Below are 14,286 nucleotides of genomic sequence, written 5' to 3' on the forward strand. Positions count from 1 at the left end.
CACCTGTTTTTTCATTTATTCAGTTTCAGACTGTCCTAGGGTAATGTCTAGGTTCTTGTTTTTCCCTTCACGAATAACAGTCATTGTCGTTTTATCGCCGACTTTTGTTTCTTTGTACAAAATTTCTTTCAGCTGAGAGCTATTCGCTACGTTTTTTCCTTTAAACTTGATGATGACATCTCCAGACTTCAAGCCTGCTTTTTGTGCAGGTGATCCTTTTGATACATCCTTTACGTAAATCCCTTTGCCGATTTGTTTATCAAATAGGCCGAGCGTATTTTCTTGATACGTTTCAGGCACTTGCTCAAGGTCAATCATTTGTACGCCAAGATAAGGACGTTCAACCTTTCCGTTTTTCAACAGCTCATCTACAATCGGTTTGACATCGTTACTTGGAATCGCAAAGCCGAGTGATTCCACACCGCTTTCGCTAATTTTTAAGCTGTTGATACCAATGACTTGACCATCTGTATTGATAAGCGGTCCCCCGCTGTTTCCTGGATTGATCGCTGCATCTGTTTGCAGTACATTCATTTCCACCGTACCAGATGATGTGTTCGCTTCAACTGTACGATCAAGACCACTAATAATCCCTTCTGTCACAGTACCAGAGAACTGGGCACCAAGAGGGTTCCCAATTGCGATCACTTTGTCTCCAGCACGGAGCTTAGAAGAATCACCAAAGCTCGCCACTTTATCAATGCCGTCTGCATTGATTTCGACAACAGCTAAATCTGTCATCACGTCACTGCCGACAAGCTTCGCGTCTTTTGTTTTTCCGTCATAAAGTGTGACCTTCAATTTATTGGCACCCTCGACTACGTGGTTATTTGTAATAATGTACGCTTTTTTGCCATCTTTTTTAAAGATGACACCAGAACCCGTTCCAGCTTCAGCTTCTGTTGAATCACCGCTAAGGCCAAACGAATTTTGGGTAGATTGATAGTTTGAGACTCCCACAATGGTTGGCTCTAAATCTTCTACCATATCAGAGACATTCGTGGCATTGGTGATTTGTTTTGTTGAGAAATTTTCAGAGGCTGCCGGTTCACTTGACGCTGTTTGCGTTTGAGTGTTTGCTGCTGTGTTCTGTGACTGCGGCAAAAGCGGTGTAATGCCAAGCACAAGGCCTCCGCCAATAATTCCTCCAAGGATCGGACTGAGCCATGCTGCTTTCCGCTTTTTCTCCTTTTTCGACACACGGTCATCCTCCATTTGAGGAGAATGGTTTGTCACACTCTCCTGAGTGGCAGAAGCTTCGTTTTCATGAGGTTGAAAAACGAGTTCCTTTTCTTTTTCAGGTTCGTCTATTTGTTTCTCATTTTCTTGATGTACATCTTCTTGTTGATTCAACTTCTTCTCTTCATCTTCTCTTCGGAAATCCATCGCTTACACTCCTTTACATCATGTTCATGACTTGCTTGATTCATATGTGTAGATCGGACTCATGTCCTCTTAATGGCAACATCATTGAAAATACTACATGACAATATGTCAAATTATATAATACTTATTCATAGAAAAAAAGCAAGGTGCGCACATTCGTGAAAAGCACCTATTGATCTGCCTTTTGTCTATGCCCTTTTTTCCCTTGAGCTTATCATAAACAAACATTATGGGATAATAATGAGAAGAATATGTGAAATTGTGAAAAAAGCATGTGATTGTTGACATGCCGCCTTTGTATCCCGTTATAATGACGTTGAGAGGATGTGGAAGACTTTGTCGTACACCATTTATTTAGTGGAAGATGAACAAAACTTAAACGAACTTTTAACCAAATATTTAGAAAGTGAAAATTGGAATGTCTCCTCTTTTTTAACCGGAGAAGCGGCACGCGAAGCAATGAATAAGCCGCCGCATCTATGGATTTTAGATATCATGCTGCCTGATACAGATGGCTACACACTGATTAAAGAAATCAAAGCCGCATCACCTGACGTACCGGTCATTTTCATTTCAGCACGCGACGCTGATATTGATCGTGTCCTCGGTTTAGAGCTGGGAAGCAGTGATTATATTGCGAAACCATTTCTTCCGCGCGAGCTGATCATTCGAGTGCAAAAGCTGCTTGAGCTTGTGTACAAAAACAGCGATACTCCGCAGCAGCAAAGTGTCACACCCGTCTCCTCATATGTCATTCATGAGGATATAAGAGAGGTGTATGAAGGAGATCAGCTGATTAACTTAACTTCTAAGGAATTTGACTTGCTGCTTTTATTTACACATCATCAAGGACATGCTTTTTCTCGTGAAGATATCCTCATCAAAATTTGGGGACACGATTACTTCGGGACAGATCGTGTGGTCGATGACCTTGTCAGACGATTACGCAAAAAAATGCCCGACTTAAAGGTCGAGACCATCTATGGATTTGGCTATAGGATGCTAAAAGGATGAAGAACAAACCACTCGCTTTTCAAATTTGGATCGTCATCTCTGGTATTTTGCTCACCATCTCGATTGTTCTGATCATCCTATTTTCCAATACATTACGAAATTTTTTCACGAATGAAATTTATAAAAATATCGAAAATGAACAGCAGGTGCTCACAGAATATCCGTTGAACCGAGACGGCTCGCCAAAGTCGACACCGGAAAACCGCTCGGTGCAACACATTCTGATTCCGTCAGATGAATTAAACCAAATGAGGCAGTTTTTCCCGCACGCCTTTATTGAGAAAATCCAAGCCTTTGTGAAAAAACAAAAAAGCGCAACGAAACGCTATTCTGAAGAGGTGAATGGCCAGCACATCTTTTTTGTCATCAAAAAAGTATCAACAGGCAATACACAATATATTCTTTTGTCTTATGCGCCAGACTCTTATCGAGATGACCTGTCCTTTACGCTGTTTAAACAGCTGATCTTTATCTTGGGCACCGTTATTTTATTAAGCTGGATTCCATCGATTTGGCTTGCCCGCTACTTATCCCGTCCAATCGTTGCGTTTGAAAAACACGTGAAGCGGATTGCACAAGAGGACTGGGACGATCCTGTCATCGTTGACCGGCAAGATGAAATTGGAAAGCTTGGTCATACCATTGAAGAAATGAGACAAAAACTCATTCAAAAGGATGAAACAGAACGGACTCTTTTGCAAAATATATCACATGACTTAAAGACACCTGTCATGGTCATCCGCGGCTATACGCAGTCGATTAAAGATGGTATTTTTCCTAAGGGAGATCTTGAACAAACAGTGGAAGTCATTGAAGGTGAAGCGGAAAAGCTTGAGAAGAAAATCAAGGATTTGCTGTACTTAACAAAGCTTGATTATTTATCAAATCAACACCCTGCACATGCTTCCTTCCTACTCAGTAATACGATGCTGGAAGTGGTCGACCGAATACGCTGGTCGAAAAATGAATTACAGTGGAACGTGGACTTAGATGATGAGGCTGCTCTTGAAGGCGATCCAGAACAATGGAGCAAATTATTTGAAAATGTCCTAGAAAATCAACTTCGCTACGCAAAAAGGAAAATTGATATTCAAATGAAACAGGAAGAGGATCAAATACGCATTGTCATTCGTAATGACGGTCCTCCAATTGAAGAACATATGCTATCCAGCCTATACGAACCTTTTAGTAAGGGAAAAAAGGGCGAATTCGGTATTGGATTAAGCATTGTCAAAAAAATTCTCTCCATGCATCAAGCGTCTATATCAATTGAAAATGATGATCTAGGTGTACGTTATACGATCACGGTACCAAAGAAGAGACTGTAGGTTTTTGACCGCAGTCTTTTTTAGATGAATGAATACCCATTGAAATCACGGTATGTGGCTTTGATTTTCTTGCCAGCTTGATACATCCATTTCTTTTCAATGGTTGTCTCTTTCGGCATTTTGACTTTTTCTACTTGAATTCCTTTTGTTCGCAAGCGTCTTATCATATCATCGATTTCTCTCATGGAACATCATCCTTTCACATTTTTTGACCAGTTGGTCACCTTACTTTATAATATAAAGAATTACACTGTAAAAAACAAGTTACAATCTGATTAATTTTTGAAAACTTTCGTCGTTTATGACCGATAAGTCACATCTCTTTGCGCACGTTTCCTAAGACATTTGTCTCTCGGTAAGAAAGGATGACATTCATATTGAAAAAGAAAGAGAAAATGATCATTGAGGCTGGCATGAAATTGTTTGCCAGTAAAGGCTACAATACAACGTCTGTTCAGGAAATTGCGGATGAATGCCACATGTCAAAGGGTGCTTTTTATCTTTATTTTAAATCAAAGGAAGCACTGCTCATTTCAATCTTACATTACTATTACGATAAGGTATTTACCCGGATCCACGAGGTTCAAACAGAGGGCGGCACACCAAAGGAAGCCTACCGCAAGCAGCTTACTGTCTACTACGATAATATTTTGCAGCAAAAGGATTTTATTAAAATGCAGCTGAGCGATCGAGCACTGCCAATGAATGAAGAAACGCAGCAGCTCGCAAAACAAATCAGACTTGCCACCATTCAGCTTCACATTGATAACATTAAGCAGGTATATGGAGATGCAGCGATTCCTTATATGGCTGATCTTTGTTTGACAATTGAGGGCATGAGCCACGTTTATTTCGAGCTTGCGATTTTATATGATTTTCAGCTGGAGGCTGAGGAGCTAGCCGCAACGATGATTCACCGTATCGATGATTTGATGGGCGGTATGATGGCGCGACATGATCTTCCGCTCATCTCTGTAGATCAAGCGAGCGATTGGTTTGGTCCTATTTATGAACGGTCATTCGACCCGCTGACAGAATCTCTTTTAAAAGAATTAAGAGAGCAAGCTGAAGCACACTATGAAGTGAAAGACGAGCCTGATTTATTTGAAGCACTCGGCATTCTAGAAAATGAATTAAACAAACAAAAACCTAGACAAGTCATCGTGAAAGGTATGCTGCATCAACTGAAATTGTTCGCACCGCTCCAATCCGTATCTGAGTCACTTTTGCGTATTTTGAAAGAGGATCATTTGTAGAACCTTGGTTTCATTTTTGTCCACATCACGTTCAATGAAAAAAACCAAGGGCAGCCGCCCCTGGTTTTTATTTTGCTTTCGGTGTCACCATTTCTTCTGGTTTCACAAACTCTTCAAACTGCTCTTCTGTTAACAGCTCTAATTGAAGTGCTGCTTCTTTTAACGTTAATCCTTCTTTGTGAGCAAGTTTTGCAATTTTCGCTGCATTTTCATATCCGATGTGCGGGTTAAGTGCCGTCACAAGCATCAATGAATCGTTCAAGTTTTTCTCGATTGTTTCTAGGTTTGGTTCGATTCCAACTGCACACTTGTCATGGAATGAGTTCATGCCGTCAGCAAGTAATTCAACTGATTGCAAGAAGTTATAGATGATGACCGGCTTAAATACGTTCAGCTCAAAGTTTCCTTGGCTCGCGGCAAAACCGATTGTTGCGTCATTCCCCATGATTTGTGCTGCGATCATTGTTAAGGCTTCACTTTGAGTTGGGTTGACTTTACCTGGCATAATGGAGCTTCCTGGCTCATTTTCAGGAATGATCAATTCACCAATTCCGCAGCGAGGACCACTTGCCAGCCATCTCACATCGTTGGCAATTTTCATTAAATCAGCTGCAAGTGCTTTTAGGGCACCGTGTGCATACGTAATTTCATCATGGCTTGTCAGCGCATGGAATTTGTTTGGTGAAGAATTGAAATTTTGACCTGTCAGCTTGCTGATTTCCTCAGCGACATATTGACCAAACTCAGGATGTGCGTTAATTCCTGTACCAACAGCTGTTCCGCCAATCGCAAGCTCTCTCATTTTTTCAGTTGATTCTAGAATCATTTCTTTTGAACGGTCCAGCATGTACACCCAGCCGCTAATTTCTTGACCTACTGTCAGTGGAGTTGCGTCTTGCAAATGCGTACGACCGATTTTAACAATCTCTTGATATGCTTTTGCCTTCTCATCAAGAGTCGCTCTTAATTGATCAATCGCAGGCAATAATTTTTTGTACACAGCTAAAACAGCTGCCACGTGCATAGCAGTTGGGAATGTGTCATTTGAGCTTTGGCTACGATTGACGTCATCATTCGGATGAATGCTGAACTCACTATTTTTATCTTTCAAGTAAGCAGTTGCTCTATTTGCAACGACTTCGTTCATATTCATGTTACTTTGTGTCCCGCTACCTGTTTGCCATACAACAAGCGGGAAATGCTCGTCATACTTTCCGCTGATGATGTCATCACATACAGCAGCAATTGCTTCTGCTTTTTCGCTCTCAAGGTTGCCAAGACGTTCGTTGGCAATCGCTGTGCTACGTTTCAAAATTGCAAACGCATTCACAACTTCCTTTGGCATTTTCTCAGAACCGATTTTGAAATTTTCTTTGCTTCGTTGTGTTTGTGCACCCCAGAACTTGTCCTTTGGCACCTTGATTTCGCCCATTGTATCTTTTTCGATTCTAAATTCTGTCATTATGTATCCCTCCATAGCTTTATACACTCAACTCTATTCTATACAAAAAACCAAAATCCTTTAAGCGTTTTCAATTAAAATTTTATCTTTATTTTAATTTTAGTTCAATATAAACGCGGACATCTTTCGAATATTTGTATTTTGGGTTCGTTTTTCCGTAATCCTTTGATGTATATGTCACTTCATAATGCTTGTCAAACGACTGTAGAATACGGTCAATCTCCTCTTTTGTTCCTGCTAAACGAATTTGTGCCATCTTGTTTCCTCCAAAACCCTCATTCTTTCTTTTACCACAAAATAATGTAACACAGAATATTGTTTTTTCAAGCAGGTAATGCTAAGAAAAAGTTATTTGAGGCGGGTGATCCTTTTGAATCAGACTCCATTGAAAGAACACTTATACGATAATCTCTCCGTCATTCTCCCGCAATTAAAGGAAATGGATGATTTGGTCCATGAGAAAAAAACGCTGCCTCACGGGCAGGTTGTTTACTATTTATACATAAAAGAAATGAACGAAAAGATGGAGATTCAAACCTTTTTAAAGCTGCTTCTCCAAGATCATACCTCTCTTACAAAAGAGAAGTTGGAATCTAATTTATCCATGATGACGACACGTTCGGTGAAGACCTCTGAAGAATTGGTCGATGCGATTTTTGAAGGGCATTGCGTGGTGCTGATTAATGGATTTCAGCATGCGTATATTTTAGAAACGCATGGAACGAAGAAACGCAGTTTAGGGGATTCTACATCTGAAACAGTCGTAAGAGGGCCGAAAGTTGGCTTCATTGAAGATTTAAACACGAACTTAGCTCTCGTGCGACAGCGCTTGAAAAACCCTGACCTCAAAACAGTAAACATGAAGATCGGGGAAAAAAAATACACCCAAGTGACCATCATGTACATTGACGGTATCGTTGAAACCTCTGTTTTAAAAGAGGTAAAAAAACGGCTCAAGCAAGTCACCATTGATGATATACAGGACTCTGGTGTTCTTGAGGAGCTCATTGAAGACAATGTGTACTCTCCTTTCCCGCAAATTCAAAACACAGAACGGCCGGATAAAGTCGCGTCTGCTTTAAATAATGGCCGGGTCGCCATTTTTGTCGATCATTCACCTTTTGTGTTAATTGTACCTGCTTCGCTCGCGACGATTATGCAATCACCGGATGATTATTATGAAAGATGGATCGCCGCCTCTCTCATTCGTATGCTGCGGTTTACCTCGATCTTTCTGACATTATTTTTATCAGCCATTTATATTGCGCTTGTGTCGTTCCATCAGGGACTTTTACCAACAACTCTGGCTATTTCGATCTCAAGTACAAGAGAAAATGTCCCCTTTCCGCCTATTGTGGAGGCACTCATCATGGAGATGACGATTGAGCTTCTACGGGAAGCCGGCTTAAGGCTGCCAAACCCGCTCGGTCAAACGATCGGACTTGTTGGCGGGGTTGTCATTGGGCAGGCAGCCGTTCAGGCTCATATTGTGAGCTCAATCATGGTGATTATCGTCAGTGTGATGGCCCTTGCGTCCTTTACTGTTCCTCAATACGGGATGGGCATGTCCTTTCGTGTGCTCCGCTTTGTGTCCATGTTTGCTGCGGCTACCTTTGGTTTATACGGGATTGTGCTGTTTATGCTCGTACTCCTTACTCATCTCACACGGCAAAAAAGTTTTGGCACACCGTATTTCTCACCAGATTTTGTGTTCAGCTATAAAAACGAGGACAATTCCATTATTCGATTGCCCTTAAAAAATCAACAGAAAGGAGAACGAGATGGTCAATCATAAAGAGTCGATATCAAGCTATCAGGCAAGTGCCATTATTGCAAATACAACACTAGGCGCAAGTATGATGATTCTGCCACGTTCAATGGCTCAGGCTGCGGCTACACCTGATGGCTGGATTGCACTCTTACTTATGAGTGTCATTTACATTGTGTTTATTTTTGCAAATGTCCTGATGATGAAAAAAGTCCCCTTCTCCTCATATTATGATTATACGAATGAGGGACTTGGAAAATGGATTGGCGCGCTTGCCAATCTTTTGATTATTATTTATTTTCTTGGCGTTGCCAGCTATGAAGTACGGGCTATGTCAGAAATGGTCAAATTCTTTCTGCTTCAAAACACGCCAGTAGCCGTGACAATGATCAGCTTTATTGTAGTTGGGTTTTATTTGGTGATTGGCGGAATTGGTGATTTAGCCCGGCTTTTCCCTTTTATACTGATTGTGACGCTCATCATCTTATTTGTCGCTTATGGGCTTAGTCTCCAAGAATTTAAGTTAGATAACCTCCGTCCCGTTTTAGGAGAGGGGTTCTCCCCTGTCTTCAATTCCTTGAATGCATCTGCCATATCGTTTGTCGGCATTGAAATGATACTGTTTATGCCTGCTTATCTGAACACACAAAAACACACCTTTGCTTATGGGACAGTCGGCTTTTTGATTCCTGCGATTATTTATATTTTCACTTATATGATGGTGATTGGTGCGCTGACTGTTAAAGAAACGGCGACTTTGACTTGGCCGACCATTGCCTTATTTCAATCATTTGATATTCAGGGGATTTTTATTGAACGAATTGACTCCTTTTTGCTTATCGTTTGGCTGATTCAGCTTTATACAAGCTTTGTCGGATATACATTTTTTGCTGCAATCGGGGTGTCTAAACTGACCAAGTTTCCTAAAAAAGTGGTCCTTGTTTTAATGGGAATTGTGATTTACTTTGCAGCGATTTTTCCAAAGGATGTCGATACAGTGCGAAATTATTTAACCTATGTGAACAACCTCTTTTTCCTGCTGTTCGGCATTCTCCCGTTTCTCTTATTTATCATCGTATTTTTCAAAAGGAGGCGGAACACAACATGAAAAAGAAAGCAGCTGTTGCTCTTTTGACGCTAGTTCTATTAAGTGGATGCTGGGATAGCACAAATATTGAGGAGCTTAACATGGCGATTGGATTTGCAGTAGACAAAGGGGACCAAGGGAATAAATTAAAGGTATCTATGCAAGTCCTCGTTCCTCAAAAGATCTCTCAGGAATCAAACATCAAAGACCCTACGAAAATCATTGAAACAAACGGGGATTCTGTGCATCAAATATTCCGCACAACGGCGCTGAAAAGCCATCGCATTTTCGCACAGCAGCTACGGGTGTTTTTGTTTTCTGAGGAACTCATCAATGAGAATGATTTCGACCTCGTCATTAATCAATTCATTCGAGACAATGAAACGAGGAGAGGAGGCCTCGTCTTTATGACCTCTAAGAATCCTGGAGACATGCTGAAAATCAATGACGACGGACAGCCAGCCTCTACGATCTTATACGATCTTTCTGAGAATAGAAAATCGACCATTCGCATGTTTAAGACTAGCTCATTAGGAGATATTTCTTCTGCCATGCAAAACAATGTATCTTTCGCTATTCCGAAAGTCAGCGTCGATCAAGGAAAATTAATGATCGATGGAGCCTCTATTATTAAGAATAAGCGATTTCTCACCAATATCTCTCCGTTAGCAGTACAGTCATACAATCTGTTAACTGGAGACGGACTGGGTGGAGTCATTGAATTTGAATATGAACACAGCATCTACTCTTTTGAGATTTTCAAACTCAAGCACCATATTAAAACCAATAAATCAGCCAACGGAAAATATCAATTTGATGTGTCAGTGGAGCTTGATGGACGATTGTCTGAGGATTGGAATGAACGTGAAAACGCTTTTAATGAAAAGTATCTCAGAGAAATTGAAGGCGTTGTCAAGCGTCGAATAGAGACAAGCGTTAAAGATTTCATCGGTGAATTACAGCACGAGATCAAAGCAGATATTTGCGGATTCTATCAAAAGGCAAGTATTGCCTACCCGAAGGATTTTCGAAAAGAGGCAAAACATTGGGATGAGATTTTTAGTGAATCAGATATTCGTTACAAAGCAAATGTGAAAATCCGTGACTTCGGGACTAAGGGCGCAACACAATCCTTATAGAGTATGTTAAAATGGTAAGAAAAAAGGGTGTCAATCATGAAACGAGCTTTACTTTCGGCCGGCATTCTATTTTTGATTCTAGGAATACTCCTGTTAGTCGTTGTATTCATGCAATCAAAAGAAGATTTCTTCATTGAAGCCGACAGCTTTTCGAGCACATTTTTGATCGTGATTTATTATGGACAAACCCCTGCGCTCCTTCTTGTTGGAGGCGGTATATTCGTCGGACTTTCACAGATCATTGGTTTGCAAGAGAAAAAGGCAGCATTGGCAAAGGAGAGCGTAAAGCTATTATCCGAGATGAAGAAAGCCCTAGAAGACAAATCGGCCAAGGAGCAGGAGGCTTTTCCAGTTCCTGAGCTCCATCAACTATCCGAACGTCCGATCACAGGACAGAAGGACTAAATTTACGCATGTTCTAGCAGCTTTCTTTTGAAAGCTGTTTTTTTATTTTATTGAATCAGCTTATGACGATGCGCATACACAGCCGCTTGCGTCCGGTCTTCTACATCGAGTTTGGAAAGAATGTTTGTAATATGTGTCTTCACTGTTTTAATTGTAATAAATAGTTCCTCAGCAATGACCTTATTCGATTTCCCATCGGCAATCAGCTTCAAGATTTCCATTTCCCTTGCTGTTAATGCATCATGAAGGATCGATCCATTTGAGGAATGACGAAGTTTATTCATCACCTTTCCAGCTACTTTTGATTCTAGTCTTGGTTCGCCGATACTTGCAGACCGAATGGCATCTGCAATTTCTCCTGCCTTGGATGTTTTTAATAAATAACTTAAAGCACCTGCTTCAATCACTGGATAAACTTTATCATCGTCAATAAAGCTCGTCAGAACGATAATTCGAGCATCTTCAATTTCCTGACAAATTCTTTTCGTTGCTTCGATGCCATCCATGCCTTCCATGACAAGATCCATTAAAATGACATCTGGCCTTAATTCAACTGCGAGCTCTACACCTTTTTGTCCATCTGACGCTTCACCAATGACTTCAATATCAGCCTGTGCCTCTAAAAAAGCAGCAAGCCCCATTCTCACCATTTCGTGATCGTCGATTAAAAGCACTCGAATCATCGAACGTTCTCTCCTTTTCCTTCATCAAAAATGGGAACCTTCACATCAATTTGTGTTCCTTTTCCCTCAAATGACATAATCTCTGCGACACCGCCTACTTCACTTGTTCTTTCACGAATTGATTCCAGTCCGTAGGAGGCCGTCTTCACATGATCGGTTTGAAAGCCGATCCCATTGTCGATAATCTTCAGCTGCACCTGCCGATTTCGAATGAGCAGACGAACCGTCACCTTTGTCGCCTTTGCATGCCTGAATACATTTGACAGGGCTTCCTGTACAATTCGGAAGAGGTGATCCTCTACTCCTTTTGAGAGCGGAACATCATCTTCTATTTCCCAATCAATATCAATCGGCTGTTTTGCTTGAAATTCATTTAGGAGCTCAATCAAGCCCTTTTTCAAGTCTTTTCCTTCAAGGGTGATCGGTCTGAGATGAAGCAAAAGCGCACGCATTTCATTTTGTGCATCGCCAGCCATTCGTTCGACTAGGCGCATTTGCTTTAAAATCTTTTCATCCTTTTCCTTCATGACTTCAAGAATCGCAGAGGTCATCATCGAGATCGCAAATAACTGCTGGCTAACCGCATCATGCAGTTCTCGTGCTAAACGCTGACGTTCTTCTGAGACGACCGACTTTTTCATTTGCACCTGCCATTCTGCCCGCTCATTCGAGAGCTTTTGCAAAGAGGCTACTTGACCTTCCACTCGTTTCGCCATTTCATTTAATTGATCAGCCGCTAAGCCAATTTCATCGTCGCCAAGAGACGGCAGTCTGTATGCAAAGTTCCCATTTTCAAACTTTAAAATCGACTCTACAAGCTGATCAAGACGCTTTTTATGCTGATAGCCAAATACATGTGAGGCAGAAAACCCAATGGCAAGACTAATGATCAGTAAAATACAAAAAAACGGGATGCCAAACCAGCGGGTAGAGAGGAGAATCATCGGATCAAGCTGATAATAAAAAAACATGGGCAGCATCGTCATGATGACAACACCAAGCGAGATCCCTACTCCAAGACGAATAGATTGCCACTGGATACCTAGATGGAGTTTCCTCATAAGTATCTCACATCCACATCTCCGATCAGTAAAGAGATGGAGATTTTCACTTTTCGTTTGCTCTCATCGTAATTGTCTGTCATCACATACACTTTACTGCCGAATCCGCTTCTTTTTTCATCAATAATTTTCATATCACCAATGGCAGCTGAAGCACTCACACATACTTCAATATCCTGCGGTACGAAAATATCCACATCTCCGATGAGCCCGCTTATCACGATCGTGCTCTCTTCTTCTGCGATGATGGCCTTTGATAAGTCGATTTTGACATCCCCGATAAACCCTGAAATCGTCAAATCACTTAATTGAAACGGCTTTTTCATCAGCCTGACTTCACCGATAAAAAAGTCATGCTCCTTGCGCGGCTTTGTCTGGCTCTTTGTTTTCTTTTGCTCGCCCTCTTTTTCAAGATTGACTTTCAATGAAGGCTTATCGCTCTCCGGTGCTTCCTTTTTATCGACATCAAAAACAGGTTTGTTTTTCAATAAGCGATAGCCGGCATATATCAAAAAGGCCGCAAATAAATATCCTGTGAGACTAAATGTAATATTGAGCAGGAATTTTAAAAAGAGAAAGCCGGCAAAAATATAGGAAACTGAACCGAGCCAACGTTTGGATCTTGAGTGCAGCCAATAGCCCGCAAGCGCAAAAAACACAGGCCAAAACAAATCGGCTCCGATCCCAATAATTTTGAGAAATAGATTAATACCAAAAATCACGACAATGATGCCTAAAATTTGATTCCTTGAAAAACGCAGTTGACTCGCCTCCTTCCTTTGTTTCGTTCATTACCGCAGCTTTAAGTTTCCGCTTGTCATTTCAATATCGACTAAGTGTGTCCCTTTTCCCCGCGTGCCTGTAAAGCCTCGACCTTCACTATCTGCTTGATCAAAGTGATAGGTGTGATCGACACTTCCACTTGTTTTTTTCACTTGGACATTAAAATCTCCTTCATCCGGCAGGTTAAATTTTGCGCTGCCTGATGTCATGTGAAAAGAGACAGGTGATTCAATGGTATCAAAACTTGCCGTCAATCTACCACTTGTCATTTCTAGCTGCATTTCGCCTTTGACATCTTTAATATCGGCACGCCCTGAGGTTGCTCCAATATCGCTATTTTTCGCATCGATGTGAGACACAGAGAGTCTGCCAGATGTCGCTTTGATTTCGACATTGTTTGCTGAGAAATTCTCGGCATTGAGGTTTCCGCTTGTTGATTTGAGGATCACATCTTCAAGTGCCAGCTTCCCTTCGCCGTCCATCTCACTGACCCCGCTTCCACCCGTAATCTTCACATTTTTATGATAATCTGTTGGCATTTTGACTAAGAGTTCTCCTTTTTCAAATGAAGTGAAAAACAAGAATCCTTTATTTTCAGCACGGATTTTAAATGTACTGCCTGTTTGTTCCGCATACATTTTCCCTTTTCCACCTACGACCATCACGGAAATATCGGAACGATTTTCAGGTTTTACCTTCACGCGAAATCCAGAAAGAGAAATATCTAATTGATCAATTTCATCTTTTTTCGCTGAAGCTGTTGTGACTGCTTTTTCACGGGAGAAACTCAAATGAAAGAGATTTTCGTTTTTGAAAAGCATCCCAATCATTAAAAAGACACCTACAAGTATACAAATTAGACCGATTAACCGCTTCATTCATACCATCCCTTTATCTTCTGACCTTTTCATTAT

At 41.1% G+C, this 14,286-nt stretch carries 15 protein-coding genes; 7 read left to right on the forward strand and 8 right to left on the reverse strand.

Annotation, left to right across the window (positions count from 1 at the left end):
* Positions 1–15 precede the first annotated feature (15 nt).
* The gene (locus tag MHH54_RS15185; RefSeq protein ID WP_003213179.1) at positions 16–1,386 is read right to left on the reverse strand and encodes a trypsin-like peptidase domain-containing protein; all 1,371 of its coding nucleotides are present in this window, start codon (positions 1,384–1,386) and stop codon (positions 16–18) included.
* 336 nt (positions 1,387–1,722) lie between these two features.
* Here MHH54_RS15185 and MHH54_RS15190 point away from each other — a divergent pair, with 336 nt between their 5' ends.
* Both MHH54_RS15190 and MHH54_RS15195 read left to right on the forward strand, forming a co-directional pair.
* Positions 1,723–2,400: a response regulator transcription factor gene (locus MHH54_RS15190; protein WP_050944097.1), complete on the forward strand. Its 678-nt coding sequence runs from the start codon at positions 1,723–1,725 to the stop codon at positions 2,398–2,400.
* Positions 2,397–3,728, forward strand: coding sequence for a HAMP domain-containing sensor histidine kinase (locus tag MHH54_RS15195; protein ID WP_342500384.1), 1,332 nt, complete (start codon positions 2,397–2,399; stop codon positions 3,726–3,728). The genes MHH54_RS15190 and MHH54_RS15195 overlap by 4 nt, the downstream gene beginning before the upstream one ends.
* A 20-nt stretch (positions 3,729–3,748) precedes the next feature.
* On the opposite strand, the gene spxO is transcribed toward MHH54_RS15195, so the two are convergent.
* Positions 3,749–3,913 (reverse strand): anti-adapter protein SpxO, encoded by a 165-nt coding sequence (gene spxO / locus MHH54_RS15200; protein ID WP_003212782.1) that lies wholly within the window; start codon positions 3,911–3,913, stop codon positions 3,749–3,751.
* A 192-nt stretch (positions 3,914–4,105) separates the two neighbouring features.
* Between spxO and MHH54_RS15205 the strand changes: the two genes are divergently transcribed.
* On the forward strand, positions 4,106–4,984 hold the full coding sequence (locus MHH54_RS15205) for a TetR/AcrR family transcriptional regulator (RefSeq protein ID WP_050944099.1): 879 nt from the start codon (positions 4,106–4,108) through the stop codon (positions 4,982–4,984).
* A gap of 67 nt (positions 4,985–5,051) precedes the next feature.
* Here MHH54_RS15205 and fumC read toward each other — a convergent pair whose 3' ends face one another.
* On the reverse strand, positions 5,052–6,446 hold the full coding sequence (gene fumC / locus MHH54_RS15210) for a class II fumarate hydratase (RefSeq protein WP_137054422.1): 1,395 nt from the start codon (positions 6,444–6,446) through the stop codon (positions 5,052–5,054).
* Positions 6,447–6,534: 88 nt separating this feature from the next.
* Complete coding sequence (locus MHH54_RS15215; RefSeq protein ID WP_003213147.1) at positions 6,535–6,702, reverse strand: YvzF family protein; 168 nt, start codon at positions 6,700–6,702, stop codon at positions 6,535–6,537.
* 114 nt (positions 6,703–6,816) lie between these two features.
* Between MHH54_RS15215 and MHH54_RS15220 the strand changes: the two genes are divergently transcribed.
* The 4 genes from MHH54_RS15220 to MHH54_RS15235 are packed head-to-tail and all read left to right on the forward strand — an operon-like array spanning position 6,817 to position 10,845.
* Positions 6,817–8,241 carry a spore germination protein gene (locus MHH54_RS15220; protein ID WP_034620118.1) on the forward strand — a complete coding sequence of 475 codons (1,425 nt, stop codon included), beginning with the start codon at positions 6,817–6,819 and terminating at the stop codon, positions 8,239–8,241.
* Positions 8,228–9,322 (forward strand): endospore germination permease, encoded by a 1,095-nt coding sequence (locus MHH54_RS15225; RefSeq protein ID WP_003213739.1) that lies wholly within the window; start codon positions 8,228–8,230, stop codon positions 9,320–9,322. The genes MHH54_RS15220 and MHH54_RS15225 overlap by 14 nt, the downstream gene beginning before the upstream one ends.
* Entirely contained in the window at positions 9,319–10,440 is a 1,122-nt protein-coding gene (locus tag MHH54_RS15230; protein WP_106029298.1) for a Ger(x)C family spore germination protein, read from the forward strand. The genes MHH54_RS15225 and MHH54_RS15230 overlap by 4 nt, the downstream gene beginning before the upstream one ends.
* A gap of 36 nt (positions 10,441–10,476) precedes the next feature.
* Positions 10,477–10,845 (forward strand): hypothetical protein, encoded by a 369-nt coding sequence (locus tag MHH54_RS15235; RefSeq protein WP_106029299.1) that lies wholly within the window; start codon positions 10,477–10,479, stop codon positions 10,843–10,845.
* A gap of 47 nt (positions 10,846–10,892) precedes the next feature.
* On the opposite strand, the gene MHH54_RS15240 is transcribed toward MHH54_RS15235, so the two are convergent.
* From MHH54_RS15240 to MHH54_RS15255, 4 genes are read right to left on the reverse strand one after another with little or no spacing between them, the layout of a single operon-like run.
* Complete coding sequence (locus MHH54_RS15240; protein ID WP_003213157.1) at positions 10,893–11,528, reverse strand: response regulator transcription factor; 636 nt, start codon at positions 11,526–11,528, stop codon at positions 10,893–10,895.
* Positions 11,525–12,589, reverse strand: coding sequence for a two-component system sensor histidine kinase LiaS (liaS, locus tag MHH54_RS15245; RefSeq protein ID WP_003212649.1), 1,065 nt, complete (start codon positions 12,587–12,589; stop codon positions 11,525–11,527). Before liaS ends, MHH54_RS15240 begins: the two co-directional genes overlap by 4 nt.
* A complete protein-coding gene (liaF, locus tag MHH54_RS15250; protein ID WP_034620120.1) occupies positions 12,586–13,350 on the reverse strand; it encodes a cell wall-active antibiotics response protein LiaF in 765 nt (254 codons plus the stop codon). Before liaF ends, liaS begins: the two co-directional genes overlap by 4 nt.
* 30 nt (positions 13,351–13,380) lie before the next feature.
* Complete coding sequence (locus MHH54_RS15255; protein WP_003213634.1) at positions 13,381–14,250, reverse strand: DUF4097 domain-containing protein; 870 nt, start codon at positions 14,248–14,250, stop codon at positions 13,381–13,383.
* Between the last annotated feature and the right edge of the window lie 36 nt (positions 14,251–14,286).

It is taken from the genome of Bacillus sp. FSL K6-4563, assembly GCF_038630405.1.
In the GTDB taxonomy this organism is placed as follows: domain Bacteria; phylum Bacillota; class Bacilli; order Bacillales; family Bacillaceae; genus Bacillus; species Bacillus pumilus.